Genomic DNA, 23840 nt, shown 5'->3' with positions numbered 1-23840 from the left:
CGCATCGATGGCTGCGTTTGCCGGAATACCAACGCCGACAACCAGGTACTCCACCGAGGCCGAACGATATTCGCGCGTATCGGCTGCGAAGTTATATACGGTTTGCTCTCCGGCAACGGTGGCAATCAGGTTCTGGTTCAGTGTCGCTTGCGTCATTATGCAGCCCTCACGATGTAGTTAAATGCGATGTTATGCGGACGAGTTTCTGCGCCACCGGTATTTTCCATCCAGATATAAGTCCATGCCCGCTTGCCAGGAGTAACGGAACCATCCACGCTTTCACTGTTTTCATCTGTAAAAGCAATAATCCTTATGGTCGGTGTAGCGTATTCGTTAACAAAACGGTGGTTATGTGCTCTCAATTCATCGGCCTGCGCCGAAAGCAGCACTCGTCCGGCATCCAGCCCGCGGCCATTATCCCAGCCGCGAATAAACTCGCCGCGCAGATCGGGAAGAACACCGGATGGATACGCCAGCGCCAGTTTGGGATATTTCGCTTTATCAAACGCCGCGCCATTACATGTAAACCACCCTAATGGCGGCGTAGCCTGCGGCCAGGCAACAACACCCCCTACGGGCAGGATGTAGTTGTCATCATTCAGGACATCATGAACAAACTTTGTGTTGGCGATTTGCTGGCCATAGTTGCCGATGTGCGTATCCGGAGCGGTAGGCACACCGCTAAATACCGGGCTGGCAAGCGGTGCATATTGTGTATGTGGGTTAGCAGCGGCGACATGCTGTTTCAGCAGATCGTCTGAATAGGCCTTTACTTCGATAACTTTATCATCAACGTATTTACGTGTTGCCAGAACCACCGACGGGTCAATCTTCAGCGTCACGGCTGCGGTCGATGAAACAATCAGCGCCATGCGAATCGTCTGCGTGCGTCCGCTGCCTTCCTGCAACAACGGCTTGTAGGTTTCCGGGCAGTTGGCGATAGCAATCAGCACGCCGTCATCGTCGTAAAGGCCAATTTCGCGGATCCAGAAGCCGCCTTCGTTTTCCGGGATCACCTGTTCGGCAATGATCTGATTGGTGTTATTCGGATCAACGGACAGGCGGTTCAGCGGGGCAATTCGCTTCTGATTAATCAGTTGAGTTTGCGCCGCATCGGGCGTGGGCAGTACGCCGTTGGCATCGCCGAGCGCCATCTGCGTAAGGTTAAGCTTTGTGCCAAGCGACGCGGCGTTCGCCAGCTTCGCGGCCCCCTGATTGGTCAGAATGGCAAAGAATTTTGCAGTCATGCGTTAACTCTCAGGTTGTTGGGTGATGAATCAGTACAGAAGACATTTTCCGTTCAGCGACAGGCGAACGCTATCAGGCGGGGTTGGCTGCCCGCTGGCACAACGAGGCGGGTAAAAAAAACGGGCCGCAGCCCGTTTGGCGTGATGTTACGTGGTTAAGTGATGATGACATCATCAACCAGATGAACCGCTGAAGCCGGATAATATGCACCGCCAACAACAATCTCTTCCGGCATGTAAGGGTAAACGGTCAGTTCTTCACCCAGATAGCAACCGGCGCCGACATAAAACTCGCCGCTGCTGCTCAGGCTGATGTTTAACCCGGTCAGGTGGCGGCTCGCCGGTTTGGCATCATTAATCAGCCGCTCCAGCTCAAGGTACATCTCCTCGGTAATGCCATTCTCCTGCACGCCAATCACCAGTTTAAAGGTGCCCGGCTCGGCGTTGTCCTCCCACCATTCGCGCAGCTCAATCAGAAAACCGAGCGGCTCAACCACCCGGCGTAGCGCGCTGCGCGTGCCTTTGTGTTGATGAACGAAGAATGAAGCGGCAATCACTTTGCGTTTGGTCGCTTCCGGCCAGTTAAAGTCCCAGCGGTCGACGGAGAGCGCCCATGCCAGGTAAGGCAGCAACTCCGCCGGGCACGTTTGTGGATCCCACAGCGTGCGCAGCGGCATCGGCACGTGCTCAATATCTGCCGCCGCTTTTGCCGCTGCCACCTCAAGAACGGATGAGCCAACAGGCAACAAACGGTCGTCACTCATCGGTGCCTCCGGCATTAATGCTCCAGGCGGTGCAGTAAGAGGCCTGATTTTTCGCCAGCACCAGATCGCTTTGCGGCGCGCTCAGCTCCACCCGCTGCACGCCTTCAACGTGCAGCGCGGCATAAATCGCCGACTGGCGGATATCGCGCCCTAAACGCCGTTGCGCGTTGATATAGGCTTTTAACTGCTGTTCAGCGGCCTGGCGAATCGGTTCCGATTCCGGGCCGGGGTAGAAGTAGAGCGTGGCGTTAATCTGGTAAGGCACGATCTCCGCGCTTTGCACCGTCACACGGTCGCCCACCGGACGCACATCTTCGGCGTTCAGGGCTTTATCCACGATGGCGAGCAGCTCATCGCTGGCGCGGCCGTCCCCCTCGCGGGAGAGCACGGAAATGGTGATATACGCCGGGTCCGGGCTGATGACCGAAATATCGGCAACCCGCCCGTCGGCACTGCGACCATGGTATTCGTAAGCGCCTTCCGGCCCGGCGACGCTTAACCCTTCAAACGCCTGCTGCGCGCGCAGACGCAGATCTTTGTCAGACTCCATCACCGCCGGCGTTGGCGGAATGGTGCTCTCGTCAGCGGGCGAAACCACCAGCCGCGCGGTGTTGCTGTTGGCGGCCATCACATCCAGATCCTTCCCGGCGGCGTAGGCCAGCATCACCGCGCGGGCCGCTTCGTTAACGCGGCTGCGCCACATCACTTCACGGTAGGCGTTCTCTTGCAGAAATTTGGTCAGTGGTTCGGACTCCAGCGCCAGCGTGCGCGCCAGCGCTTCTTGTTCATCGGCGGGAAACAGGGAAATCAGCGTCGCTTTGCGGTCGTTGAGGATAGCCTCATAATCAAGCTCCTCGACCACATCCGGCGCCGGCAGTTGGCTAAGATCGATAATCGGCATGGTTTTAACTCACTGGAAGGGTTAACGAAAGGGATTCGCCGGTGCTGGCGAGTTGCGCGGTCAGGTTGACCAGCAACTTGCCATCGAACTGGCGCTCGGTGGTGACCGCGCTTACGCTAATGCGCGGTTCCCATTTCAATAGCGCCATGTAACAGGCGGCCTGAATTTGCAGCGTCAGCGCCGGGGTCTGCGGCTGGTCGATCATCTCAAACAGCAATGAGCCGTAATCGCGGCGCATCACTCTGGAGCCTATCGGCGTGCGCAGAATGTCGCTGATGCTCTGGCGAATATGCTCGGTGTCGGTAAGACGCTTGCCGGTGGTGCGGTTTAACCCGCTGTAACGAACTGTCATAAAGGCGCTCCTGTTGTGCCGCCGCTGTCGCCGGGGTGTTTATGGGTATGCAACACTTTGCCGTTGGAAGTGAGCGATCCGCCGCTGTGCTCAATGTTGCCGCTCATCGTGCCGCCTTTTTGTACCTCCAGCGTGCCGGTGATGAGCTTGTTGGTGCAGACCACTTCCGGCGTATCCAGCGTGATGCGGGTCGTGGCGGTCACCCGCACGTCGGGCACGGTAGCGGTAAGGGATTGCGACGCGCTGATGGTGGCGGTTTTAATGCCGCTCACCGTTAACGCGCTGGTTTTCGGTTCATATTCCACGACTGCGCCATCGGGAAAAGCGACATGCAAGGCGTCGGCGGATGCCGAAGGGGCCGGGTTGTCATCGGAAAAAATTCCCGGCAGCACGAACGCGGTGTCAAGCTCGCCGCCGACCGCCAGCAGCAACACCTGTTCGCCGATGGAAGGTGCCCACCAGCTACGTGAATGCCCGGCGCGGTGGGTTAACCACTGCAACCATTGTGTTACGAGGCCGCCGGTCTGCACCCGGCAGCGCCCGCTGTTCAGATCGATATCAACGATTATCCCGGTGCGGATCATATTGCGCAGCAAGCGGGACAGTTCCTGAAGCGAGAGTTGTCTGTTCATAACGGAAATCATCCTATGCGTGACGAGCGTTGAAAAACGGACAGGGCTGTCCGGTTTTTGGCACAACGCCGGGCGATTCAGGCCGGCCAGCGGCTCACCAGTTCACCGTTGATATAAAGCTCGGTCGGGCGGGTCACGAACGCGGGCGGCAGCGGTTCCGGTAGCGTTTCGGCATGCAGCGCGCCGTCGATTTCCGTGACTTTGGTGCGCTCGGTCAGTTGCAGCACCATCGTCAAATCCTGGGTGTTGTCGGTGTTCGCCACCAGCGACCAACTGAAGCTGCCTTTGCGACCGGCTTCGGTAGTGAGGATGTCGGGCTGGTTAGCGCGCAGCCACGCCATCACCGGTACGAACAGCGCATCGATATCACCGGCAAAACCGCTGACGGTGACATTGAGGCTGAACTGTTTCTCAAAAGAGAGTGAGCTGGCGAGGGTGGCGGTGTTACTGCCTTTATCCATCCACAGGCGCAGCATCGAGGGGTTATCGCGCAGCGCCGGCACGGCGTCAGTCAGCGCGATGCGTAGCGTATTGGGTTTTAGCATTGATCTCATCCTGGCAATGTTTAAGGGTTTCGACCTGGAGCGCACACTGTGCCAGCGCAAGCTCCAGTCGGCGGATATCGGCGCTCAAATCGCCGTTAGTTTGTGGGTTACTTCCCGGCATCGGGCACAGGCTGACCAGCGGGCAACTGTTGTAAACAGTGACCGGCGGAAGGGCAGGCGGGGCGCTGGTGCACCCGGCGCACAGCATCAGGCAACTCAGCGCTGTACCAGCGGCGAAACGCGTCATTTTCATTGAGTAACCTCGTTATCGATTGTTCGCGCCGCACCGCTTGCGTGCTGGCGGCATCCAGTTGCAGGCGCAGTGCCACCTGCGCCTGCTGGTTTTTGTCCGCCAACGCGGCGGCGGCGTTCAGTTGCGCTTTCAGCTGCGTGATGGCGCTGTTTTGCTCACGCGTAAGCTGGCGGGATTGCGCCAGCGAGGCGCTCAGCGAGTGGTTTTGCTGCACCAGCCACAGCAGGCCGAGCGAGGCGATCAACAGGGCGATCAGACGAGCATTCATTGCGCCCCCTGCAGGCACCAGGCGCGTTCGCGCTGGCGGCGGTTTTCCAGTCCCTGGTTACGTACCCCGTCGATAAACGCCCAGCGCGGCAGCTGATTGCAGGCCTGGCGCCACTGCTTTTGGGTAAGGAAATAAACCAGCGTCGAGCGGCAAGCCGCGCCGCTGCCAACGTTAAAGGCGAAGCTGACCACCGCGTCATACACCTGCGGCGGCATCGCCACCGGTGCGCACTGCGCCAGTCTGCGTTCAACCTGTAATACGTCGGCGACAAGGTTGCTCGCCGCCTCTTTTTCACTGATATCGCGCGTTGGTATGACGCCTGCGGTGTGACCGATGCCGGATGTCCAGACCCCGGCGCTGCACTGGTAAGGACGCAGGCGACAACCTTCAAGATCGGCAATCAGTGCCAGCCCCTGCGGTGAAGTTTTCAGTAAGCGGAAATCCGGCAGCAGTACCGCCAGCGCCAGCACCGCCGCCGCGCTACAGCGTTTTACGGGTAATCCCATTCATCACCTCCTGGGTTGACGCGCAGGACTGGAGGAACAGATAGCTTTTGCGGCGGTAGTACCAGTTCACCGCCACGGTGACGGCAACACCCAGCGCGCCAAAATAGGCGGCAAAGTCTTGCGGGGTCATTGCGCCGAAAAAGGTCAGCGCCACGCTTATCCAGTACGCCAGCGATGAGGTGACTTTTTCGATGGTCAGCCCCATAGATTCACCGTCTCTTTAATGGTTTGCGTCTGTACTTCCGGCAGGTTGACCGTGGTGCCATAAGGCAAAATAACGCCCAGATCGGCGAGCCCCGGGTTGGCGGCGAGCACTGTTTCGACCACTGATGCGGTGCGCCCGTAATAACGCAGGCAAAGCAGGTCGAGGGTATCGCCTTGTTGTGTTTTCACATTCATCGTTCGCGTCTCTTTCCATCAGGAAGGTTTTTCCCCATGGTTAAGTTTCCTGACCGCAGGCGATGGACGCTATCTTTCGGGGCTGGTTAAGCGCTGGCACAACAGGCGGGCGCAGAGAGAAAAGCACAGCACGAATGCACCAGGCAGCAGTGCCGCTGGCGCATCGAGAGAAGGGCAGCGTTAACTGCCGGGAAGGGGCGTGGCGGGGCGCTATTCGGCCTTGTAGAAAATGTTTTCATCCTCATCGGTAGCGTTTTCGCTGTTGGCCAGGTCCGCAATCAGACTCAGCGCCAGTTTCAGATCGGACGGTTTGCAGTTAGCCAGCAGAGACACCTCGGCAATGAATTGCACGCATGCCCACTTGTGCTGAGTCTGATTTAGTCGCTCAGAGACCATGAATCCCTCTCATGAATTTCTTGTACTGTATGTTTATACAGTATCATAGGCTGATTATTAATGGGAAGCGATAATTATTTGTTCCCATCACTATGTTGCTGATAAAGAAAACCATTATGGCTTTCTGCTCGCGCTTTAAACCCGGTGTTTCCAGCTATTTCCCTGCTACTCCTGCCAGTACAGCGCACGCTTTTTGGCGTACGTTTGCGCGCCTGCAGAATATCGCTGCGCAGCCAGGCGGTAAGTTGCCGACGCTGGCGGCGGTTTAACCGCTGATCGGGCTCGAAGGGCGTACAGTTATTGACAGAACTCCAAGAAAGGGCGGTCTCCGGCACGTTTTCCTGTGGGCGCTTTGGCACGATCTTCCACTTTTTCAGCCGCGTCAGCAGCGGCGATCCGCTTCCAGCCACGCTGTCATACACGCCGCGTACGCGCAGCGTCTCTTCGCCATACTGATTAAAATCGCCGTCTGCTTCATAAAGAGTACGCACCTGCACCGCATCGCGTTTAACGAACGGCCCGCCTTGCGCGTTGACATAACCCGCCCAGTCGCCGCGATCGGCGGCTTCATGCACCTGCGCAAACTCCACACTCAATCCGCGCGCAGCATCGTTATCGACCAGTTTGCGTAGCTCGCGGTAAACGGTGACCGGCGCGCCGCCAATAAACTGAAACTGGCGGATTCGCCAGCGTACGGCCCAAGCGCAGACCGCGCAGGCGCTCTCTTTCAGCAATGCGCCGCTCTCAACGTCGGTTTCGCCGTCCAGCGCATAGCCGTCGATATTTTTCGCGATATATTTCGCCAGATAACCGGTCGCGCTGCCTTTTTGTGCATCAATGGTTTCGGCGTGAAAGCGTGCCTGTTGCGCTTTCGCGCTGGACAGCTCATGGCGGTCTTGCTGGCAGGCGAAATCTCCCAGGATCTCGCGCACGCGGGCAACCTCCTGCGGCTGCATAAACAGCAGCAGGTGCCAGTGCGGAGTGCCGTCGTGATGCGGCTCTGCCACGCGAATGCCGAAAACGCGCAGGCCGTTGCGGTGCAGCTTCGCGCGGATACGCGCCCACAACGTGGTGAAATACGCCTGGGTTTGCGCCGGGCTGGCGCCGTTCCATTTCCGGTTACGGTAGCCCGCGCGCGTTGTTGCGTGCCAGGCCGAGGGAGCGGTTAACGTGTAAAACTCGCCTGCGTAACCAAGGTTCTGGCAGATGGTTTCGAAACCGCGAAGGCGCGTCATCAGCTCACAGCGACGGATTGCCGGGTTGGCTACCGAGCCGTCGTGTTTATCAATAAGGCTAATGCGGTTTCCCTCTTCATCTTCCAGCTCCATGCTTTTAAGAAACTCGCGATTACGCCGTTTTTGCTCGCGCCAGGCGGTTACACACTGCACGCTGGCGTAGGGCTGTTTTTTCTTGCTGACATTGCCGAGTGCAATGTGCAAATGTTCGCGCCACTGCCCGGCGGCTTTGCGCAGATGCCCGCGCCACCATTGCTCGCTGAACAGGCGCATGATTGCCGGGGCGAGATCTTCCGCGCTGACGACTTTTTGCGTCACTCGCTGCCAGTGCGGGGGAGTGACGTTGAATTGCAAAGCGATGGTGCCTGCGTGCAGATACCAGCGATGCAGCGTTTTCAGCTCCGTTGCGCTTGTGTCGTCGTGCTCTGCCAGTTCACCGCGAATAAAATTGGCGATGTCCGCTGCCAGCCTGTCGACAGGAGCTTTGTTCATATCCGGTAACTGGTTGTAGCGGGTAAACAGCGAGACTAAGCGGTGCGCCAGCCCCTGCTGGATAACCGTATCAAAATGGCCGTTGAACACCGCTCTGGAGAGGCGCGGCTGTAAATGATCCAGTTGATAGCGTTGCGCCACCGCGTTGAGCCTCGGCAGCGTGCGGCGATAAAAATGCAACAGGAAAGCCTCCGCCCGCGCCCTACCGTGCTCTTTTTCTATCGTATCCGCAGCTCGGGTGAGTGAAACGCGCACGCACTCCGGCTGGAGCGCCAGTGCCTGACGCGCCTGCGACACCGCCGCAATATGGCGATTACGGCGATGCAGCTCAGCGTGAGTGAGCAAGGGGCTGGAGATAGCTGAACGCGGCGCATTCCACGGATAAGCCCAGGTGACAGACAATTAGCGTCTCCTGTAGTGCTTGTCTTTCAGTTCGGCGATCTGCTGGCAACAAACGCAACAGGTTACGCCGGGCAGCGCCATGCGCCGCGCTTGCGGGATAGGCGCATCGCAGCTTTCACAGGTCAGCCTTGAGGGTGCCAGCAGGCGATTACGTGCATGCTGAATATGCCGCTCGCGCTCTTCCATCTCGCGTTGCTGGGCGAGATCCATTTCGTCGGCCATTAGTGCAGCTCCTGCGCCTGGTTGTCGATGTGGCTGGCTTCCTGGCGCAACAATTCAGCGGCATCGTGCCATTCAAGGCGTTGCGAACTGATGAATGCGGCCAGTGCGTCCAGACGGGCGGAGATAACGCCGGCACAGCGCAGACGTTCATTGTTGCGCGCTTGCGCAAGCTGGAGCGCGAGAGCTTCCGGGCTGTGGTTCGGTGAATTGAAGGGGTGTTTTCTCATTGTGTTGCTCCTGAATTTGGGCAAGGGGATGCCCGACGGGTTGACGTCATGGTTGTGGATTTAGGGTTTACAGCGGCATGGTGAGCCGTTTCGGAAACTGGCTGACTACCGCGCGGAAATGGTTCATGGCGGCGATCACCGCCCGCTTCTCATCAAGCGTTAATGCGTGCGGGTTGAGCGCCTGGCGCGCGGCGGGCACTCGGGCAAGAAAGAAAATGGCCGCCAGCGCCCGGTTGTTCTCTTCTGCGTGTTCGTCACGCGGGTCGCGCAGATCGTCGATAAAGCGTGCTACGTCGCTCCAGTTATCGCCCCATAAACGACCGCGAAGCTCGGCGATATGGTTTAGCCCGCTTAGCCGCTCTGATGTGCTAAGCGGAACATGCACGACAGGGGATGTGATAGCCATAAGCTCTCCTGCGATAGTGTTGGCTTGCAAAAGCAAATTCAGCGTAACACCCTGCCGAAAGGGCGTTTAACGCCGTGACGGCACTTTTCCTGTTGCGTAAAGGCAACATGCAAAGCGCTGGCATTCACCTGCGCATCGCGCCATGTTGCGGTGTCGTGAAGGTCAGACTTGTGGCGGTTAAGTCGGCCCTGCGATATGCGCTCAGCGTATTGCTGATCTCTCTGACATTCGCGCTGGCTATGGATTGCCGAGGATGTTTTCTGGTTTGCTGGCGCGGACTTTGTTATGCGAGTCGCGGCGTAGCGTGCCGGAAAACGGGCCGTTATCTCAGTGCTCACCCGGCTGTGGCAGCCACGTTTGGATCGCATTTGAGTAGCGGATTGCGGATGCGACGGCGTTGATTTTGCATCTGACATATCGCATTATCTCCTGTTGTTTAAAATGTACTGCGAAGCTGTGCTTTTTGGTCGATGCACAGCAATATAAATCGCAAATGCGATTGTGTAAATCACTTTTTCGATGTTGGTGTCCATGAGTGAAAACAAGATGAGTGTTCAGGATGTGATTGAGCGCATTGCCGCGTCCTATTCCGTCTCCAGCCAGAAAGCCCTCGCTGAGGCGCTGGATGTGCCGGCGAACAATATCAGCAGCTGGATCCAGCGCGATAGCGTGTCGTATAAAGCGGTGGTCAAATGCGCACTCGACACCGGCGCAGACCTGCACTGGCTGGTGACAGGTGAATTTGCAAATGCGAAATTGACGGATAAACCGGTGCCGAAGGGCAAAGCGCTGTACGATGAAATTTTGTCGACCGGCGGGCGTCCGGTGCTGCGCCGTATCCTTGATGCGTACGGGTTCGAGATGCAAAAAGAGCTGGGAGATTTACTGGATATCTCCTCCGGTACCATCAGCACCTGGGTGCGACGTGAGTTTTTCCCTGGCGATGTAGTGGTGACTTGTGCGCTGGATACCGGCGTCTCTTTAGGCTGGCTGGCGACGGGCAAAGGCGAAATGTATCCCGCTGCAACCCCGGGCGCCGCGCAAAATGACGCGGCGCTGAGCATCCCGAAATTTCGCCATGAGTCTGGCGAGCTGAAAGAGGCGGGCGTCTGGTCGCTGGATCGCAGTCTCGCGCCAGCGTCTACCGACGGTATGAATTTTATTGAAGGGCTAAATGCAGGCTGGCTGGTGGATACCCGTGCGCAAAAAATTGGCAACGGCCGCTGGTTTATCAGCATTGACGATACGCTGGATGTTTTTGATGTGGTGCGTCTGCCGGGCGGCAAAGTGCGCCTTACCAACGGTGCGGTGGATTTTGAGTGTGCGGTAGCGGAAATCGTGCCGTATGGCGTGGTGGTCTTTACGCTCGAGAAACATGTCTGAGCCGCTGGCGCTGAGTCTGCAGAAAAACGACAAGTAAATTAACTTTCTGGTGATGTTTAATTTACAATGCCGCTTCGACCGGGAGGGGAAGTGGTGAGGAACGTTTTTCATCAATACGCAGCACAACGCGCAGCCGCAGGGCTGGCGCTGTTTGCGATCTTGCTGATCCTCGTCGCGCCGCTGATTTCGGTCTCGCTGCAGCAAGATCCTATGAGTGCGATGCCCGGCATGCATCACGAGATGAGCATGCCAATGCATGCACATCATGATGTCGCATCGCCGCCGAACGAGATGAGCATGCCGATGCGCGCACATCACGATGCCGCATCGCCGCCGAACGAGATGAGCATGCCGCTGCACGCACATCACGATGCCGCATCGCCGCCGAACGAGATGAGCATGCCGCTGCACGCACATCACGATGTCGCATCGCCGCCGAATGAGATGAGCATGCCGATGCGCGTACATCACGATGTCGCATCGCCGTCGATGTCGCGCCATCAACCTTCGCCGCAAAGTATGCCGCTTGATCACGCCGAGGCCTGTGGCTACTGCGTGCTGCTGGCACATGTTCCCGGCCTTCTCTTCCTCGTTATTTTGCTCCTGCTCGGTCGTGTGCTGCGCATCTGCCTGGTCGTTGCCCGTCAGCCTGTTCAGCACTGGCACTTCTTTCCCTGGCTTTGTCCTGATACCCGCGCCCCGCCGCGCGTCTGCTTTTCCTGATCCTAAAAAAATGTCCGTTCGCCTGTGCGAAACGGCAACCTTTTGCTATTTCTGAGGAAAAGTATGACAACCTGCACTCCGCGTGCGGCGTGGCTCAGCGTGCTGCGACGCCTGCATTTTTACATTGGCCTGTTTGTCGGCCCGTTTATTTTTGTCGCCGCCCTGAGCGGCACGTTATATGTGGCGACGCCACAGCTGGAAAACTGGCTCTATCACGATGCGCTTTACGGTGTGGAAGGGGGAACGCGGCAGCCGCTCGCCGAACAGATTGCTGTTGCTGAACAGCTAACCGGCGGCCATTTGCGTCTGCATGCGGTGCGCCCTGGCCTTACCGGGAGTGACACTACCCGCGTGATGTTTGCTGACCCACAACTGGGCGCATCGGAGAACCGCGCGATATTTATCGATCCGGTGACGCTGCAAGTGAAAGGGGATATGACGGTCTATGGCACCAGTGGAATTTTGCCGCTGCGTCAGTGGATTGACTATTTCCACCGCTCACTACTGCTGGGCGATGTGGGGCGTCTGTACAGCGAACTGGCGGCGTCCTGGATGTGGGTTGCCGCGCTTGGTGGTATTGCGCTGTGGTTTTTTACCCGCCCGAAACGGCGCATTAATAACGCTATGCAAAATCATCGTCGCCTGCATGTCTCTTTAGGCTGGCTCCTGCTTATCGGGATGCTGCTGTTTTCCGCCACCGGTCTGACCTGGTCGCAGTGGGCGGGCGGCAATGTTGACAGCCTGCGTGCAGCGCTTGGCTGGATGACGCCGCAGGTCAATACGCAACTGCATGGTGTGCAGGAGATGCACGATCCGCATGCGGAACACCATATAATGCACGAGGGGATGGCTATGCCGGATATGCAGCCGGATCGGGTGCAGTTCGATGAAGCGTTGCACAGTGCGCGGCAGGCCGGGATCGCCGCCGGCAAGCTGGAGATCCGCCCGCCACGCAGTGCGGATAAAGCCTGGACGGTAACCGAAATCGATCGCGGCTGGCCCACGCGTGTGGATGCGGTGGCGATTGATGGCAGCACGATGACGGTGGTGGATCGCACAAGGTTCGCGGACTTTCCGCTGATGGCGAAGCTGACCCGCTGGGGCGTTGATTTCCATATGGGCATTCTGTTTGGCCTGGCGAACCAGTTGCTGCTGATCGCCTTTGGCAGTGCGCTGTGCGTCATGATTGTGGTTGGTTACCGGCTGTGGTGGATCCGCCGCCCGGCCAGTGCCAACGCCAACCCGGCAAGTACGCTGCTGCACAATTGGCTGGGTTTACCGCTGTCAGGACGGGTAATAAGCGCATTACTGGCGCTGTTGCTGGGGCTGGCGTTACCCGTCATGGGTGCCAGCTTGCTGCTGTTTATCCTCATTGATGCTTTGCGCTGGAAACAACATGCCAGACGTTCTGTCGTAACGATGTAGTAGTAAAACGCCACTGACTGTAAAAATATAATTACACTTAGTGGTGATTAAGTGGCAATTAATTTGTCATTGTAAAGTAATCGTTACGTTATGTGGATTGAAATCTTTACCGGCTATGGTATCGTTACGTCATCCTCACTCGAGGAACAACTATCGCAAACGAGCCATACAGGATTTTGATCATGCAAAAAGACGCGCTGAATAACGTACATATTACCGATGAACAGGTGCTGATCACCCCGGATCAGTTGAAAGCGGCCTTCCCGTTGACTGCCGAGCAGGAAGCGCAAATCGCCCAGTCCCGCCAGACCATTTCCAACATCATTGCCGGGCGCGATCCGCGTCTGCTGGTGGTCTGTGGTCCCTGCTCGATTCACGATCCTGAAGCCGCGATTGAATATGCCCGTCGATTTAAAGCCCTTGCCGCAGAGGTCAGCGATAGCCTCTATCTGGTGATGCGCGTCTATTTTGAAAAACCCCGGACCACCGTTGGCTGGAAGGGGCTGATTAACGATCCGCACATGGATGGCTCGTTTGATGTGGAAGCTGGCCTGAAGATTGCGCGTCGTCTGCTGGTTGAGCTGGTCAGTATGGGGCTGCCGCTGGCAACTGAAGCGCTGGATCCGAATAGCCCGCAGTTCCTTGGCGACCTGTTTAGCTGGTCGGCGATTGGTGCGCGAACCACTGAATCGCAGACGCACCGCGAAATGGCTTCAGGTTTATCGATGCCGGTTGGCTTCAAAAACGGCACCGATGGCAGCCTGGCGACCGCTATCAATGCGATGCGCGCCGCAGCCATGCCGCACCGCTTTGTGGGGATCAACCAGGCCGGCCAGGTCTGCCTGCTGCAAACCCAGGGCAACCCGGATGGACATGTGATCCTGCGCGGCGGTAAAGCGCCGAATTACAGCCCGGCGGATGTCGCGCAGTGTGAAAAAGAGATGGAACAGGCGGGACTGAGACCGTCGCTGATGGTAGATTGCAGCCATGGTAATTCCAATAAAGATTACCGTCGCCAGCCTGCCGTTGCTGAATCGGTGGTGGCGCAGATCAAAGATGGCAACCGTTCGATTACCGGTCTGATGATTGAGAGCAATATTCATGAAGGCAATCAATCTTCTGAGCAGCCGCGCTGCGAGATGAAGTACGGCGTTTCCGTGACCGATGCGTGCATCAGTTGGGAAGCGACCGAAGCGCTGCTGCGTGAAATCAATAACGATCTGCTTAACAGCCTGGCGGCGCGTTTTGCTTAAGAGGGTGTTATGGTTGCTGAACTGACCGCGCTGCGCGATCAAATTGATGAAGTTGACAAGGCGCTGCTGGATTTGCTGGCGCGCCGCCTGGAGCTGGTGGCGGAAGTTGGCGAAGTCAAAAGTAAATATGGCTTGCCAATTTATGTACCGGAGCGCGAAGCGACGATGCTGGCATCGCGTCGTAAAGAGGCTGAATCACTGGGTGTGCCGCCGGATCTGATTGAAGATGTGCTGCGCCGCGTCATGCGCGAATCCTACTCCAGTGAAAATGACAAAGGGTTTAAAACCCTGTGTCCGACGCTTCGCCCGGTGGTGATTGTTGGTGGCGGCGGGCAGATGGGGCAACTGTTTGCCAAAATGCTGACGCTCTCTGGCTACCAGGTGCGCATCCTTGAAAAAGAGGACTGGGCGCAGGCCGATGTGCTGCTGGCTGACGCGGGCATGGTGATTGTCAGCGTGCCTATTCACGTTACCGAGCAGGTGATCGGCAAACTGCCGACCTTGCCGGAGGACTGTATTCTGGTCGATCTGGCGTCGGTGAAAAGCGGCCCGTTACAGGCGATGCTGACCGCGCACAAAGGGCCGGTGCTCGGGCTGCATCCGATGTTTGGCCCGGACAGCGGCAGCCTGGCTAAACAGGTGGTGGTCTGGTGTGATGGCCGACAGCCGGAAGCGTACCAGTGGTTCCTGGAGCAGATTCAGGTATGGGGCGCGCGTTTGCACCGCATTAGCGCTGTTGAACACGATCAGAATATGGCCTTTATTCAGGCGCTGCGCCACTTCGCGACCTTCGCGTATGGTTTGCATCTGGCGGAAGAGAATGTTCAGCTCGAACAGTTGCTGGCGCTTTCCTCACCGATTTATCGCCTGGAACTGGCGATGGTCGGGCGCTTGTTTGCTCAGGATCCACAGTTGTACGCCGACATTATTATGTCGTCGTCCAGTAACCTGGCGCTGATTAAACGCTACTACCAGCGTTTTGGCGAAGCGATTGGCCTGCTGGAGCAGGGCGATAAGCAGGCATTTATCGACAGCTTCCGCAAAGTTGAACACTGGTTTGGTGACTATGCGCAACGTTTCCAGAGCGAAAGCCGCGTGTTGTTACGCCAGGCCAACGACAGCCGCCCGTAAATAAAAAAGCCGTTTATACTGAAAAGCCAGTGGTTACCCGCTGGCTTTTTTCATTTAAGGGATGCGCAATGGCTGAGCTGCACACGCTGTTTGATTACACCGGGCATTTGCCGGAATGCCCCACCTGGAGCGACGCGGAGCAGGCGCTCTACTGGGCAGATATTATTGAAGGTGAGATCCACCGTTATCACTTATCGTCTGGCGAACATACGGTGTTGTCGTTTGCCGAAGAGGTTGGCTGCTTTGCGCTACGTGAGAAAGGCGGCTTTATCGTGGCGATGCGTAATGGCATCTGGCTGACGGATGCGCGCGGTTTGCTGCGACAAAAAGTGTGTGATAACCCTTCAAACCCGCAACTGGCGCGCTTTAACGATGGCGGCACCGATCATCTTGGCCGTTTTTATGCGGGCACATTCTGGGGGCCGGGCGATTATAACGGCGCGTTGCTGTTGCGCATTAATCATGACCTCACGCCCAAAGTGTTGCAGTGCGACATTCACGGTGCCAATGGTCTTGCCTTCAGCCACGATAAGCAGTGGATGTTCACCTCGGACACGCCGAACGCGGTGATTTACCGCACGCCGCTTGATGAGCAGGGTGAGCCGGGTAAACGCGAGGTTTTCCGCCGCTTTAACGCCGGGGAAGGTATTCCGGACGGGGCGGCGATGGATGTGGAAGGTTGTTACTGGAGCGCAATGTTTGATGGTTGGCGCATCGCGCGTTTTTCGCCGCAGGGTGAACAACTGGCAGAGTATCGCTTGCCGGTGCGTTGCCCGACGATGGTCTGTTTTGGTGGGCCTGATATGAAAACGCTGTTTATCACCACCACGCGGGAAAATATGTCGGCGGACGAAGTGGCGCAATATCCGCTGTCGGGAGCGATCTTCACCCTGCCCGTGGCGGTGGCAGGAATGAAGAAACCGCTGTTTAAAGAGGTTTAAGCCGGGTCGACCGGCACCACATTTTCACTGGGGTAGCAACCGAGGACTTTCAGCGAACGCGCGGTGTCGGTGAGTTCGCGCAGCGCTTTTTGCATCTGCCCGGATTGCAAATTGGCCTGCACATCGATGTAGAACATCTCTTCCCACGGGTTGCCGTGGATCGGGCGCGATTCCAGTTTGGTCATGATCAAATTGTGGTTACGCAGCACCAGCAGGGCTTCAACCAGCGAGCCTGCTTGCTGGCCGGTTGCCATCAGCAGCGTAGTTTTTGCCGGAACCTGATCGGATACATCAATGGCTTTACGCGCCAGCACCACAAAGCGTGTGATGTTCTGCGTCTGGTTCGCCAGATTACGTTGCAGTACCTGCAAGCCATACAGCGCGCCACCGGCTTCGCTGCCCAGCGCCGCAACCTGCGGCGAATTTGCCTGCGCGACCTTTTCCATCGCGGCGGAAGTGCTTTCGCAATACTCGATTTTCCACTGTGGATAGCGGTTAATGAACTGGCTGCACTGCTGGAAAGGCTGCGGATGGCTGTAAACCGTGGTGATGTGTTCTAAATCGGTGGAGCCGGAAACCAGAATGCAATGGTCGATAGGCACCGTCAGTTCACCAACGATAGACAAACTGGTGTGCTGGAGCAGGTCGTAAACGTCGTTAATTGCCCCGGAGCTGGTGTTCTCCAGCGGCACCACCGCGTAATCGGCCTGACCCGTTTCCACCTGGCTGAAGATATCGTGAAATTTCAGACAACCGCTTTCAATGAACTGCTCAAAATGGCGCGCCGCGTACTGACGGGCGGCCAGGTGTGAATAGGATCCTTTTGGCCCCAAAAAAGCGATGCGGGCAGAGTGCGGGTTGATTTTATTCAGATGCTGCTGGAGCAGGGCTTGCTGGGTGAGAACGGAATCTTCGATGATCAACTGAAACAGGCGGGTGATGTAGTGGGCATCCAGATGATGCGCTTTGCCGAGCTCTATCAAACGTTCGAGTAAATCACGTTCGCGATCGATATCGCGTACCGGACGGTGTGAATCCAGCTTGGCCTTGCCGACTTCAACAGAGAGCTGGCGGCGTTCGGCCAGGAGCGTCAGCAGCTGTTCATCCAGTGCGCTGATCTTTACGCGTAAATCCAGTAAGGGGTTTTCAGCCGTCATGTTGTTGCCTTTCGTCTTTAATTGTTATCAATAAAAAAGGCCTCCCGGTGTGGGAGGCCTTATTGTTCGTCTTCGCATTCTTTATCACAAAACGAATCGCCTCCCTAATTGGGGAAGGTAAAAAAGAATGCGAAGAAGAACGGAACAAGTTTCATGGAGTTTTCCTTTGTGCGACCGAGGTACAGTACCCGTACTGTTTTCGCTCTGTCAATAAAAAACGCGCCCGTGGGCGCGTTGGGATGGGCTCAATGTAGAGACTACTCTTCTTCTTCCTCAACGAAGCTTGTGTCTTTCACCGATGTTGCGGCGCGACGTGCTTCACCTTTGTGTTGCACTTTATTCAGCTGCCGTTCCAGCTTGTTAATCAAATCGTTGATGGCGGTATACATATCTTCATGTTTCGCACTGGCAACCAGTTGTCCGTTCGGTGTGTTGATGGTTGCATCGGCGATAAAGCCCTGTGGTTCTTTCGACAGGATGATATGCGGATTAATCAGTTGAGTTTGCCATTTATCCAGTTTGGCGAGACGGTCTGTGACATGCTGGCGGATTGCCGGAGTAATTTCCATTTGTTTACTGGTAATGTTCATTGTCATAAATTTTACCTCTTGTCTTTCCGTCTTGGTGATTTCAGCATACCGTCCACAATGTCAAAATGTGTGATTTAAATCACATTATTTTGTCACTTTTTGTCAATGAAAGGGTTTTGTGAGGCAGGGCAGGAAGAGGGCAAATTTACCTTGTCTACGCCATCATTAGCAGTCATAGTTGATAGGATGAATTGCGGCTAAACCGCTTTAGTAATAGATAAAATGAATAAATAAACGGCAGCCCGAAGGCTGCCGTTTTGTATTTCAGGCGATCAGGTCAATCAGGTTCGATTGCTGTTCGCCGCAATAATTTTCGCCACTTTATCCGCCTGCGCGTTGAGTTGCAGCTCGCGATAGGCTTTTTCCATCAGCGGCAGCGCGTCATGGGTCGCTTTTGTATCCGGGAAGTCACGCAGCATCCCTTCTACGCGGTTGGTTACTGCAACCCAGGCACCGCGATCGGTGTAGTATTCCGCGACCGACAGTTCGTATTTCGACAGACGATCTTTCAGGAACACCAGTCGCCTGGTGGCGTCGGTGACGTACTGGCTGTTCGGGTAGCCGCGCACCAGTTTGGAGAAGTCTTTGAATGCGTCACGGGCATGCGCCGGATCGCGATCGCTACGGTCTACGCCGAAGAACCCTTGCAGAGCACTGTCATCCAGCGCCATGTTGGTCAGCCCACGCATATACATTACATAATCAATGTTCGGGTGGGTTGGGTTCAGTCGAATAAAACGGTCAATCGCGGCTTGCGCCAGCGGCAGATCGGCATTTTTGTAGTACGCGTAGATCAGATCCAACTGCACTTGTTGTGAGTAAGGACCAAACGGATAACGATTATCCAGTGCTTCCAGTTGCGTTATTGCCGCCTTCCAGTTACCGTCTTGCAGCTTTTGCTGAGCTGTCGCGTAGATTTCGTTTGGCGGATTATCAGGTACTTCTTCCTTTGAACCGGAGCAACCTGTCAAAGCCAGACTCAACGTGGCGGCTGCCACCAGATATTTCAAGCGCGTCATGACGTTTAGACTTTCCTCAGAATGTTTACGCGGGAGATTCTTTATTCCTGCTCCCGACTAAGACCAGCTACAATAGCACACTATATTAAACGGCGAAGCCGTAAAACCCAACGTTAACGAAGAAGCTGTATATGGCACAACTGGTACAACTCACCGCAACGGTATCCGAAAACCAACTCGGTCAACGCTTAGATCAAGCTTTGGCCGAATTGTTCCCGGATTATTCACGTTCGCGCATAAAAGAATGGATTCTCGACCAGCGCGTGCTGGTCAACGGCGTTGTCAGCGACAAGCCGAAAGAGAAAGTGTTGGGTGGCGAACTCATTGCTATCAATGCGGAAATCGAAGAAGAAGCACGTTTTGAACCGCAGGATATTCCACTTAACATCGTCTATGAAGACGATGACATTATCGTCATTAACAAACCGCGCGACCTGGTTGTACACCCGGGCGCAGGTAACCCGGATGGCACTGTCCTTAACGCTCTGCTGCATTATTACCCGCCTATTGTGGATGTTCCGCGTGCAGGCATCGTCCACCGCCTGGATAAAGACACCACTGGTTTGATGGTAGTGGCGAAAACCGTACCCGCTCAGACGCGGCTGGTGGAGTCGCTGCAACTGCGAGAAATCACGCGTGAATACGAAGCGGTAGCGATTGGGCATATGACTTCTGGCGGCACGGTGGAAGAACCGATCAGCCGCCATCCGACCAAGCGTACCCATATGTCGGTGCACCCGATGGGCAAGCCGGCGGTGACACACTACCGCATTATGGAGCATTTCCGTGTGCATACGCGTCTGCGTCTGCGCCTGGAAACAGGCCGTACGCATCAGATTCGCGTACATATGGCGCATATCACTCACCCGCTGGTGGGCGATCAGCTCTATGGTGGTCGCCCGCGTCCGCCGAAAGGCGCATCGGACGAATTTATCGATGCACTGCGCAAGTTTGACCGCCAGGCGCTGCACGCTACCATGCTGCGCCTTTACCACCCTATCAGCGGTATCGAAATGGAATGGCATGCGCCAATTCCGCAAGATATGGTTGATTTGATTGATGCGATGCGCGCTGATTTTGAAACCCATAAGGACGATGTTGCCTGGTTATGACCAAACTGATCCTCCCGGACTGGCCGCTGCCGAAAGGTGTCGCGGCTTGTAGCTCGACGCGCGTCGGTGGTGTAAGCCTGCCACCTTACGATTCGCTGAATCTTGGCGCACACTGCGGTGACAATGCTGAGCATGTGGAAGAGAATCGCGCGCGCGTATTCGCGGCGGGCGGTTTGCCTTCGAAGCCGGTGTGGCTTGAACAGGTTCATGGCACTGACGTGCTCACACTTAGCGGTGGTCCTTATGCGTCGAAACGGGCGGATGCGTCATACAGCAACACACCCGGTACGGTCTGTGCGGTGATGACCGCAGACTGTTTACCGGTCTTGTTTTGTAACCAGGCGGGCACCGAAGTTGCTGCAGCTCACGCTGGCTGGCGGGGTTTATGTGCAGGTGTGCTGGAACAGACAGTTGCGTGTTTCACCGATAAGCCGGAAAATCTGCTGGCGTGGCTGGGGCCAGCAATTGGGCCGCAAGCGTTTGAAGTCGGTGCAGAAGTTCGTGAAGCGTTCATGGGGCACGATCCGCAGGCCGACAGCGCTTTTCGTCCTCACGGTGAAAAATATTTTGCTGATATCTATCAGCTCGCACGCCAGCGTCTGGCGAGCGTAGGCGTCCGGCATGTGTTCGGCGGCGATTGCTGTACCTTCAGCGATAAGGATAATTTTTTCTCATACCGCCGGAACAAGACGACCGGGCGTATGGCAAGTTTCATTTGGCTGATATAACCTAAAGAATCAAGACGATCCAGTACGCGTAGGTTTTCTTTCGCATAATTCAGGTCATTCACCTTGAATAATTGAGGGATGACCTCATTTAATCTCCAGTAGCAATTTTGACCTGTTATGGGAGGAGTTATGCGTCTGGATCGTCTTACTAATAAATTCCAGCTTGCTCTCGCCGATGCCCAGTCGCTCGCACTCGGGCACGACAACCAGTTTATCGAACCTCTTCATTTAATGAGCGCCTTACTCAATCAGGAAGGCGGTTCGATTCATCCTTTATTAACCTCTGCTGGCGTGAACGCCGGCCAGTTACGCACAGCGATTGAACAAGCGCTGAGCCGCTTACCGCAGGTGGAAGGCACCGGTGGCGACGTACAGCCTTCTCAGGATCTGGTACGTGTACTGAATCTTTGCGACAAGCTGGCGCAAAAGCGAGGTGACAACTTTATCTCGTCGGAACTTTTCGTTCTGGCTGCGCTTGAATCACGCGGTACGCTGACGGATTTGCTTAAAGCTGCTGGTGCGACAACGGCCAATGTGACCCAGGCGATTGAACAAATGCGTGGGGGAGAGAACGTGAACGATCAGGGGGCCGAAGACCAACGTCAGGCCTTGAAAAAATTTACCGTCGATCTGACTGAGCGCGCCGAACAAGGCAAGCTCGATCCGGTTATCGGTCGTGACGAAGAGATTCGTCGTACGATCCAGGTACTGCAGCGGCGTACCAAAAATAACCCGGTGCTGATTGGTGAACCGGGCGTCGGTAAAACCGCGATTGTCGAAGGGCTGGCGCAGCGTATTGTTAACGGCGAAGTGCCGGAAGGGCTGAAAGGCCGCCGTGTACTGGCGCTGGATATGGGCGCACTGGTTGCCGGTGCAAAATATCGCGGTGAGTTTGAAGAGCGTTTAAAAGGTGTGCTGAACGACCTGGCGAAACAGGAAGGCAACGTCATTCTGTTTATTGACGAGCTGCATACGATGGTCGGTGCCGGTAAAGCCGATGGTGCAATGGATGCGGGCAACATGCTGAAACCTGCGCTAGCGCGCGGTGAGTTGCACTGTGTGGGTGCTACCACGCTGGATGAGTATCGCCAGTATATTGAGAAAGATGCGGCTCTCGAACGCCGTTTCCAGAAAGTGCTGGTGGCTGAGCCGACGGTGGAAGACACCATTGCGATTCTGCGTGGGCTGAAAGAGCGTTATGAACTGCATCATCATGTGCAAATTACCGACCCGGCAATTGTTGCGGCGGCAACGCTGTCGCATCGCTACATCGCCGATCGTCAGCTGCCGGATAAAGCCATCGACTTGATTGATGAAGCCGCGTCCAGCATTCGTATGCAGATTGACTCGAAACCGGAAGAACTCGACCGGCTCGATCGCCGTATCATCCAGCTCAAGCTGGAGCAGCGGGCACTGATGAAAGAGTCCGATGAGGCCAGTCTCAAGCGGCTCGAAATGCTGAATGAAGAGCTGGAAGATAAAGAACGCCAGTACTCATCATTAGAAGAAGAGTGGAAAGCGGAAAAAGCCTCCCTCTCCGGAACCCAAACCATTAAGTCGGAACTGGAACAGGCCAAAATTGCCATGGAGCAAGCGCGTCGTAATGGTGATTTGGGACGCATGTCGGAACTTCAGTACGGGAAAATCCCGGAACTTGAAAAACAGCTGGCTGCCGCAACTCAGGCCGAGGGTAAAACCATGCGCCTGCTGCGTAACCGTGTGACCGATGCCGAAATTGCAGAGGTGTTGGCGCGCTGGACTGGCATCCCGGTAGCGAGAATGATGGAAGGCGAGCGCGAAAAATTACTGCGCATGGAGCATGACCTCCATCATCGTGTAATCGGTCAGGATGAAGCTGTCGAAGCCGTTTCTAACGCTATTCGCCGTAGCCGCGCAGGCCTGTCGGATCCGAATCGTCCGATCGGTTCGTTCCTGTTCCTTGGCCCAACTGGGGTGGGTAAAACCGAACTGTGTAAGTCTCTGGCAAACTTTATGTTCGACAGCGACGATGCAATGGTGCGTATCGACATGTCGGAATTTATGGAGAAACACTCCGTTTCGCGTCTTGTCGGTGCGCCTCCGGGATATGTTGGCTATGAAGAGGGTGGTTATCTGACAGAAGCGGTTCGCCGTCGCCCTTATTCCGTTATTCTGCTGGATGAAGTAGAGAAAGCGCATCCGGATGTGTTCAATATTTTATTGCAGGTACTGGATGATGGTCGTCTGACAGACGGACAAGGCAGAACGGTTGATTTCCGTAATACGGTCGTCATTATGACTTCCAACTTGGGGTCTGATTTGATCCAGGAGCGTTTTGGCGATCTGGATTACAGCCACATGAAAGAGCTGGTGTTAGGTGTGGTAAGCCAGAATTTCCGTCCGGAATTCATCAACCGTATTGATGAAGTGGTAGTGTTCCATCCGTTGGGTGAAAAACACATTGCGTCTATTGCGAAGATCCAGTTGCAGCGTCTGTATAAACGCCTGGAAGAGCGTGGTTATGCGGTAAGCATTTCCGACGACGCGCTGAAACTGCTCAGCGCAAACGGGTACGATCCGGTGTATGGCGCGCGTCCACTAAAACGCGCTATTCAACAGCAGATTGAAAACCCGCTGGCGCAGCAGATTCTTTCGGGCGAGCTGATTCCGGGCAAACCGGTGCAACTCGTAGTGAAAGATGAGCGCATTGTGGCAGTGCAGTAAGTCACAAAAGAAGAAAACGAGCCCTTTTGGGCTCGTTTTTGTTTGAAAACCAGGCAAAAATTTAACTTCTCAGCGTAATTCGCCTGAAAAGTGAGCGAACGGTTACTTTTTTCAAATTAGGGGTTGTCAGCGGGAATTAACTCCCTATAATGCGCCTCCACTGACACGGCACAACGGCAAACACACCGGCCTGTCAGGTGAAGCAATCTGAAAATAAACAGTTGACTTCACGGCGGGAAAGCGTAGTATACGCAACCCGCGCCGCAGCAAAAAGCGAGGCGGCACTGCTCTTTAACAATTTATCAGACAATCTGTGTGGGCACTCAGGGTGACTGGATTCTTGACGTCCTCGGACGAAAAATGAATACCAAGTCTCAACGAGTGAACACGTAATTCATTACGAAGTTTAATTCATTGAGCATCAAACT

General features: G+C 55.7%; 29 protein-coding genes and 1 other annotated feature. Of the genes, 9 read left to right on the top strand and 20 right to left on the bottom strand.

Annotation, left to right across the window (positions count from 1 at the left end; genetic code table 11):
* Window positions 1-155 precede the first annotated feature (155 nt).
* The 16 genes from DFO56_RS19205 to DFO56_RS19130 all read right to left on the bottom strand — a co-directional run bounded on the left by DFO56_RS19205 (window position 156) and on the right by DFO56_RS19130 (window position 9247).
* Entirely contained in the window at window positions 156-1247 is a 1092-nt protein-coding gene (locus DFO56_RS19205) for a phage tail protein (protein WP_045513784.1), read from the bottom strand.
* A gap of 155 nt (window positions 1248-1402) precedes the next feature.
* Window positions 1403-2011 carry a phage tail protein I gene (locus tag DFO56_RS19200; RefSeq protein ID WP_045513787.1) on the bottom strand — a complete coding sequence of 203 codons (609 nt, stop codon included), beginning with the start codon at window positions 2009-2011 and terminating at the stop codon, window positions 1403-1405.
* A complete protein-coding gene (locus DFO56_RS19195) occupies window positions 2004-2912 on the bottom strand; it encodes a baseplate assembly protein (protein WP_045513790.1) in 909 nt (302 codons plus the stop codon). Before DFO56_RS19195 ends, DFO56_RS19200 begins: the two co-directional genes overlap by 8 nt.
* 4 nt (window positions 2913-2916) lie before the next feature.
* Entirely contained in the window at window positions 2917-3264 is a 348-nt protein-coding gene (locus DFO56_RS19190; protein ID WP_020454785.1) for a GPW/gp25 family protein, read from the bottom strand.
* Window positions 3261-3896 (bottom strand): phage baseplate assembly protein V, encoded by a 636-nt coding sequence (locus DFO56_RS19185; RefSeq protein ID WP_045513793.1) that lies wholly within the window; start codon window positions 3894-3896, stop codon window positions 3261-3263. The genes DFO56_RS19190 and DFO56_RS19185 overlap by 4 nt, the downstream gene beginning before the upstream one ends.
* 77 nt (window positions 3897-3973) lie before the next feature.
* On the bottom strand, window positions 3974-4441 hold the full coding sequence (locus tag DFO56_RS19180; RefSeq protein ID WP_045513796.1) for a phage tail protein: 468 nt from the start codon (window positions 4439-4441) through the stop codon (window positions 3974-3976).
* Window positions 4404-4649 (bottom strand): Rz1-like lysis system protein LysC, encoded by a 246-nt coding sequence (gene lysC / locus DFO56_RS25005; protein WP_082071816.1) that lies wholly within the window; start codon window positions 4647-4649, stop codon window positions 4404-4406. Before lysC ends, DFO56_RS19180 begins: the two co-directional genes overlap by 38 nt.
* Window positions 4549-4962: an Rz-like lysis system protein LysB gene (gene lysB / locus DFO56_RS19170; protein ID WP_045513798.1), complete on the bottom strand. Its 414-nt coding sequence runs from the start codon at window positions 4960-4962 to the stop codon at window positions 4549-4551. Before lysB ends, lysC begins: the two co-directional genes overlap by 101 nt.
* Window positions 4959-5468: a lysozyme gene (locus DFO56_RS19165; RefSeq protein WP_045513800.1), complete on the bottom strand. Its 510-nt coding sequence runs from the start codon at window positions 5466-5468 to the stop codon at window positions 4959-4961. Before DFO56_RS19165 ends, lysB begins: the two co-directional genes overlap by 4 nt.
* Complete coding sequence (locus tag DFO56_RS19160; RefSeq protein ID WP_017459945.1) at window positions 5443-5673, bottom strand: HP1 family phage holin; 231 nt, start codon at window positions 5671-5673, stop codon at window positions 5443-5445. Before DFO56_RS19160 ends, DFO56_RS19165 begins: the two co-directional genes overlap by 26 nt.
* A complete protein-coding gene (locus tag DFO56_RS19155; protein ID WP_020454780.1) occupies window positions 5664-5867 on the bottom strand; it encodes a tail protein X in 204 nt (67 codons plus the stop codon). Before DFO56_RS19155 ends, DFO56_RS19160 begins: the two co-directional genes overlap by 10 nt.
* A 210-nt stretch (window positions 5868-6077) precedes the next feature.
* Window positions 6078-6263, bottom strand: a complete 186-nt coding sequence (locus DFO56_RS19150; protein WP_017459947.1) for a hypothetical protein — start codon at window positions 6261-6263, stop codon at window positions 6078-6080.
* A gap of 74 nt (window positions 6264-6337) precedes the next feature.
* Complete coding sequence (locus tag DFO56_RS19145) at window positions 6338-8392, bottom strand: replication endonuclease (protein WP_045513803.1); 2055 nt, start codon at window positions 8390-8392, stop codon at window positions 6338-6340.
* Window positions 8393-8614, bottom strand: coding sequence for a TraR/DksA family transcriptional regulator (locus tag DFO56_RS19140; RefSeq protein ID WP_020454778.1), 222 nt, complete (start codon window positions 8612-8614; stop codon window positions 8393-8395).
* On the bottom strand, window positions 8614-8841 hold the full coding sequence (locus DFO56_RS19135) for a DUF2732 family protein (RefSeq protein WP_045513806.1): 228 nt from the start codon (window positions 8839-8841) through the stop codon (window positions 8614-8616). The genes DFO56_RS19140 and DFO56_RS19135 overlap by 1 nt, the downstream gene beginning before the upstream one ends.
* 67 nt (window positions 8842-8908) lie before the next feature.
* Complete coding sequence (locus tag DFO56_RS19130; RefSeq protein WP_045513809.1) at window positions 8909-9247, bottom strand: DUF5347 family protein; 339 nt, start codon at window positions 9245-9247, stop codon at window positions 8909-8911.
* Window positions 9248-9778: 531 nt separating this feature from the next.
* Here DFO56_RS19130 and DFO56_RS19125 point away from each other — a divergent pair.
* The 6 genes from DFO56_RS19125 to DFO56_RS19100 all read left to right on the top strand — a co-directional run bounded on the left by DFO56_RS19125 (window position 9779) and on the right by DFO56_RS19100 (window position 16103).
* Window positions 9779-10630, top strand: a complete 852-nt coding sequence (locus tag DFO56_RS19125) for a phage repressor protein CI (protein ID WP_045513812.1) — start codon at window positions 9779-9781, stop codon at window positions 10628-10630.
* 90 nt (window positions 10631-10720) lie between these two features.
* Complete coding sequence (locus DFO56_RS25185; protein WP_045513814.1) at window positions 10721-11353, top strand: hypothetical protein; 633 nt, start codon at window positions 10721-10723, stop codon at window positions 11351-11353.
* Between the two features lie 63 nt (window positions 11354-11416).
* Window positions 11417-12778 (top strand): PepSY domain-containing protein, encoded by a 1362-nt coding sequence (locus tag DFO56_RS19115; RefSeq protein WP_045513817.1) that lies wholly within the window; start codon window positions 11417-11419, stop codon window positions 12776-12778.
* Window positions 12779-12960: 182 nt separating this feature from the next.
* The gene (aroF, locus tag DFO56_RS19110; RefSeq protein WP_045513820.1) at window positions 12961-14031 is read left to right on the top strand and encodes a 3-deoxy-7-phosphoheptulonate synthase AroF; all 1071 of its coding nucleotides are present in this window, start codon (window positions 12961-12963) and stop codon (window positions 14029-14031) included.
* A gap of 9 nt (window positions 14032-14040) precedes the next feature.
* Complete coding sequence (gene tyrA, locus DFO56_RS19105; protein WP_045513823.1) at window positions 14041-15162, top strand: bifunctional chorismate mutase/prephenate dehydrogenase; 1122 nt, start codon at window positions 14041-14043, stop codon at window positions 15160-15162.
* 68 nt (window positions 15163-15230) lie between these two features.
* The gene (locus tag DFO56_RS19100; RefSeq protein WP_045513826.1) at window positions 15231-16103 is read left to right on the top strand and encodes an SMP-30/gluconolactonase/LRE family protein; all 873 of its coding nucleotides are present in this window, start codon (window positions 15231-15233) and stop codon (window positions 16101-16103) included.
* On the opposite strand, the gene pheA is transcribed toward DFO56_RS19100, so the two are convergent.
* The 4 genes from pheA to bamD all read right to left on the bottom strand — a co-directional run bounded on the left by pheA (window position 16100) and on the right by bamD (window position 18869).
* On the bottom strand, window positions 16100-17260 hold the full coding sequence (gene pheA, locus DFO56_RS19095; RefSeq protein WP_020454769.1) for a bifunctional chorismate mutase/prephenate dehydratase: 1161 nt from the start codon (window positions 17258-17260) through the stop codon (window positions 16100-16102). The genes DFO56_RS19100 and pheA overlap by 4 nt on opposite strands.
* A gap of 30 nt (window positions 17261-17290) precedes the next feature.
* Window positions 17291-17416, bottom strand: a sequence feature (Phe leader region).
* Window positions 17365-17415, bottom strand: coding sequence for a pheA operon leader peptide PheL (gene pheL / locus DFO56_RS24840; protein WP_189660115.1), 51 nt, complete (start codon window positions 17413-17415; stop codon window positions 17365-17367). (Overlaps the previous feature by 51 nt.)
* 101 nt (window positions 17417-17517) lie before the next feature.
* Window positions 17518-17856, bottom strand: coding sequence for a ribosome-associated translation inhibitor RaiA (gene raiA, locus DFO56_RS19085; protein WP_044489450.1), 339 nt, complete (start codon window positions 17854-17856; stop codon window positions 17518-17520).
* Between the two features lie 275 nt (window positions 17857-18131).
* A complete protein-coding gene (gene bamD, locus DFO56_RS19080) occupies window positions 18132-18869 on the bottom strand; it encodes an outer membrane protein assembly factor BamD (protein ID WP_020454767.1) in 738 nt (245 codons plus the stop codon).
* 131 nt (window positions 18870-19000) lie between these two features.
* Between bamD and rluD the strand changes: the two genes are divergently transcribed.
* The 3 genes from rluD to clpB all read left to right on the top strand — a co-directional run bounded on the left by rluD (window position 19001) and on the right by clpB (window position 23412).
* On the top strand, window positions 19001-19981 hold the full coding sequence (gene rluD / locus DFO56_RS19075) for a 23S rRNA pseudouridine(1911/1915/1917) synthase RluD (RefSeq protein ID WP_017459962.1): 981 nt from the start codon (window positions 19001-19003) through the stop codon (window positions 19979-19981).
* On the top strand, window positions 19978-20709 hold the full coding sequence (yfiH, locus tag DFO56_RS19070) for a purine nucleoside phosphorylase YfiH (RefSeq protein WP_045513829.1): 732 nt from the start codon (window positions 19978-19980) through the stop codon (window positions 20707-20709). The genes rluD and yfiH overlap by 4 nt, the downstream gene beginning before the upstream one ends.
* A 129-nt stretch (window positions 20710-20838) precedes the next feature.
* Entirely contained in the window at window positions 20839-23412 is a 2574-nt protein-coding gene (gene clpB / locus DFO56_RS19065; RefSeq protein WP_045513832.1) for an ATP-dependent chaperone ClpB, read from the top strand.
* The last annotated feature ends 428 nt before the right edge of the window (window positions 23413-23840 follow it).

It is taken from the genome of Kosakonia sp. AG348 (genome assembly GCF_003337365.1).
In the GTDB taxonomy this organism is placed as follows: domain Bacteria; phylum Pseudomonadota; class Gammaproteobacteria; order Enterobacterales; family Enterobacteriaceae; genus Kosakonia.
Note: the sequence above shows the minus strand (reverse complement) of the source record. Positions and strands in the feature narration are given on the sequence as shown.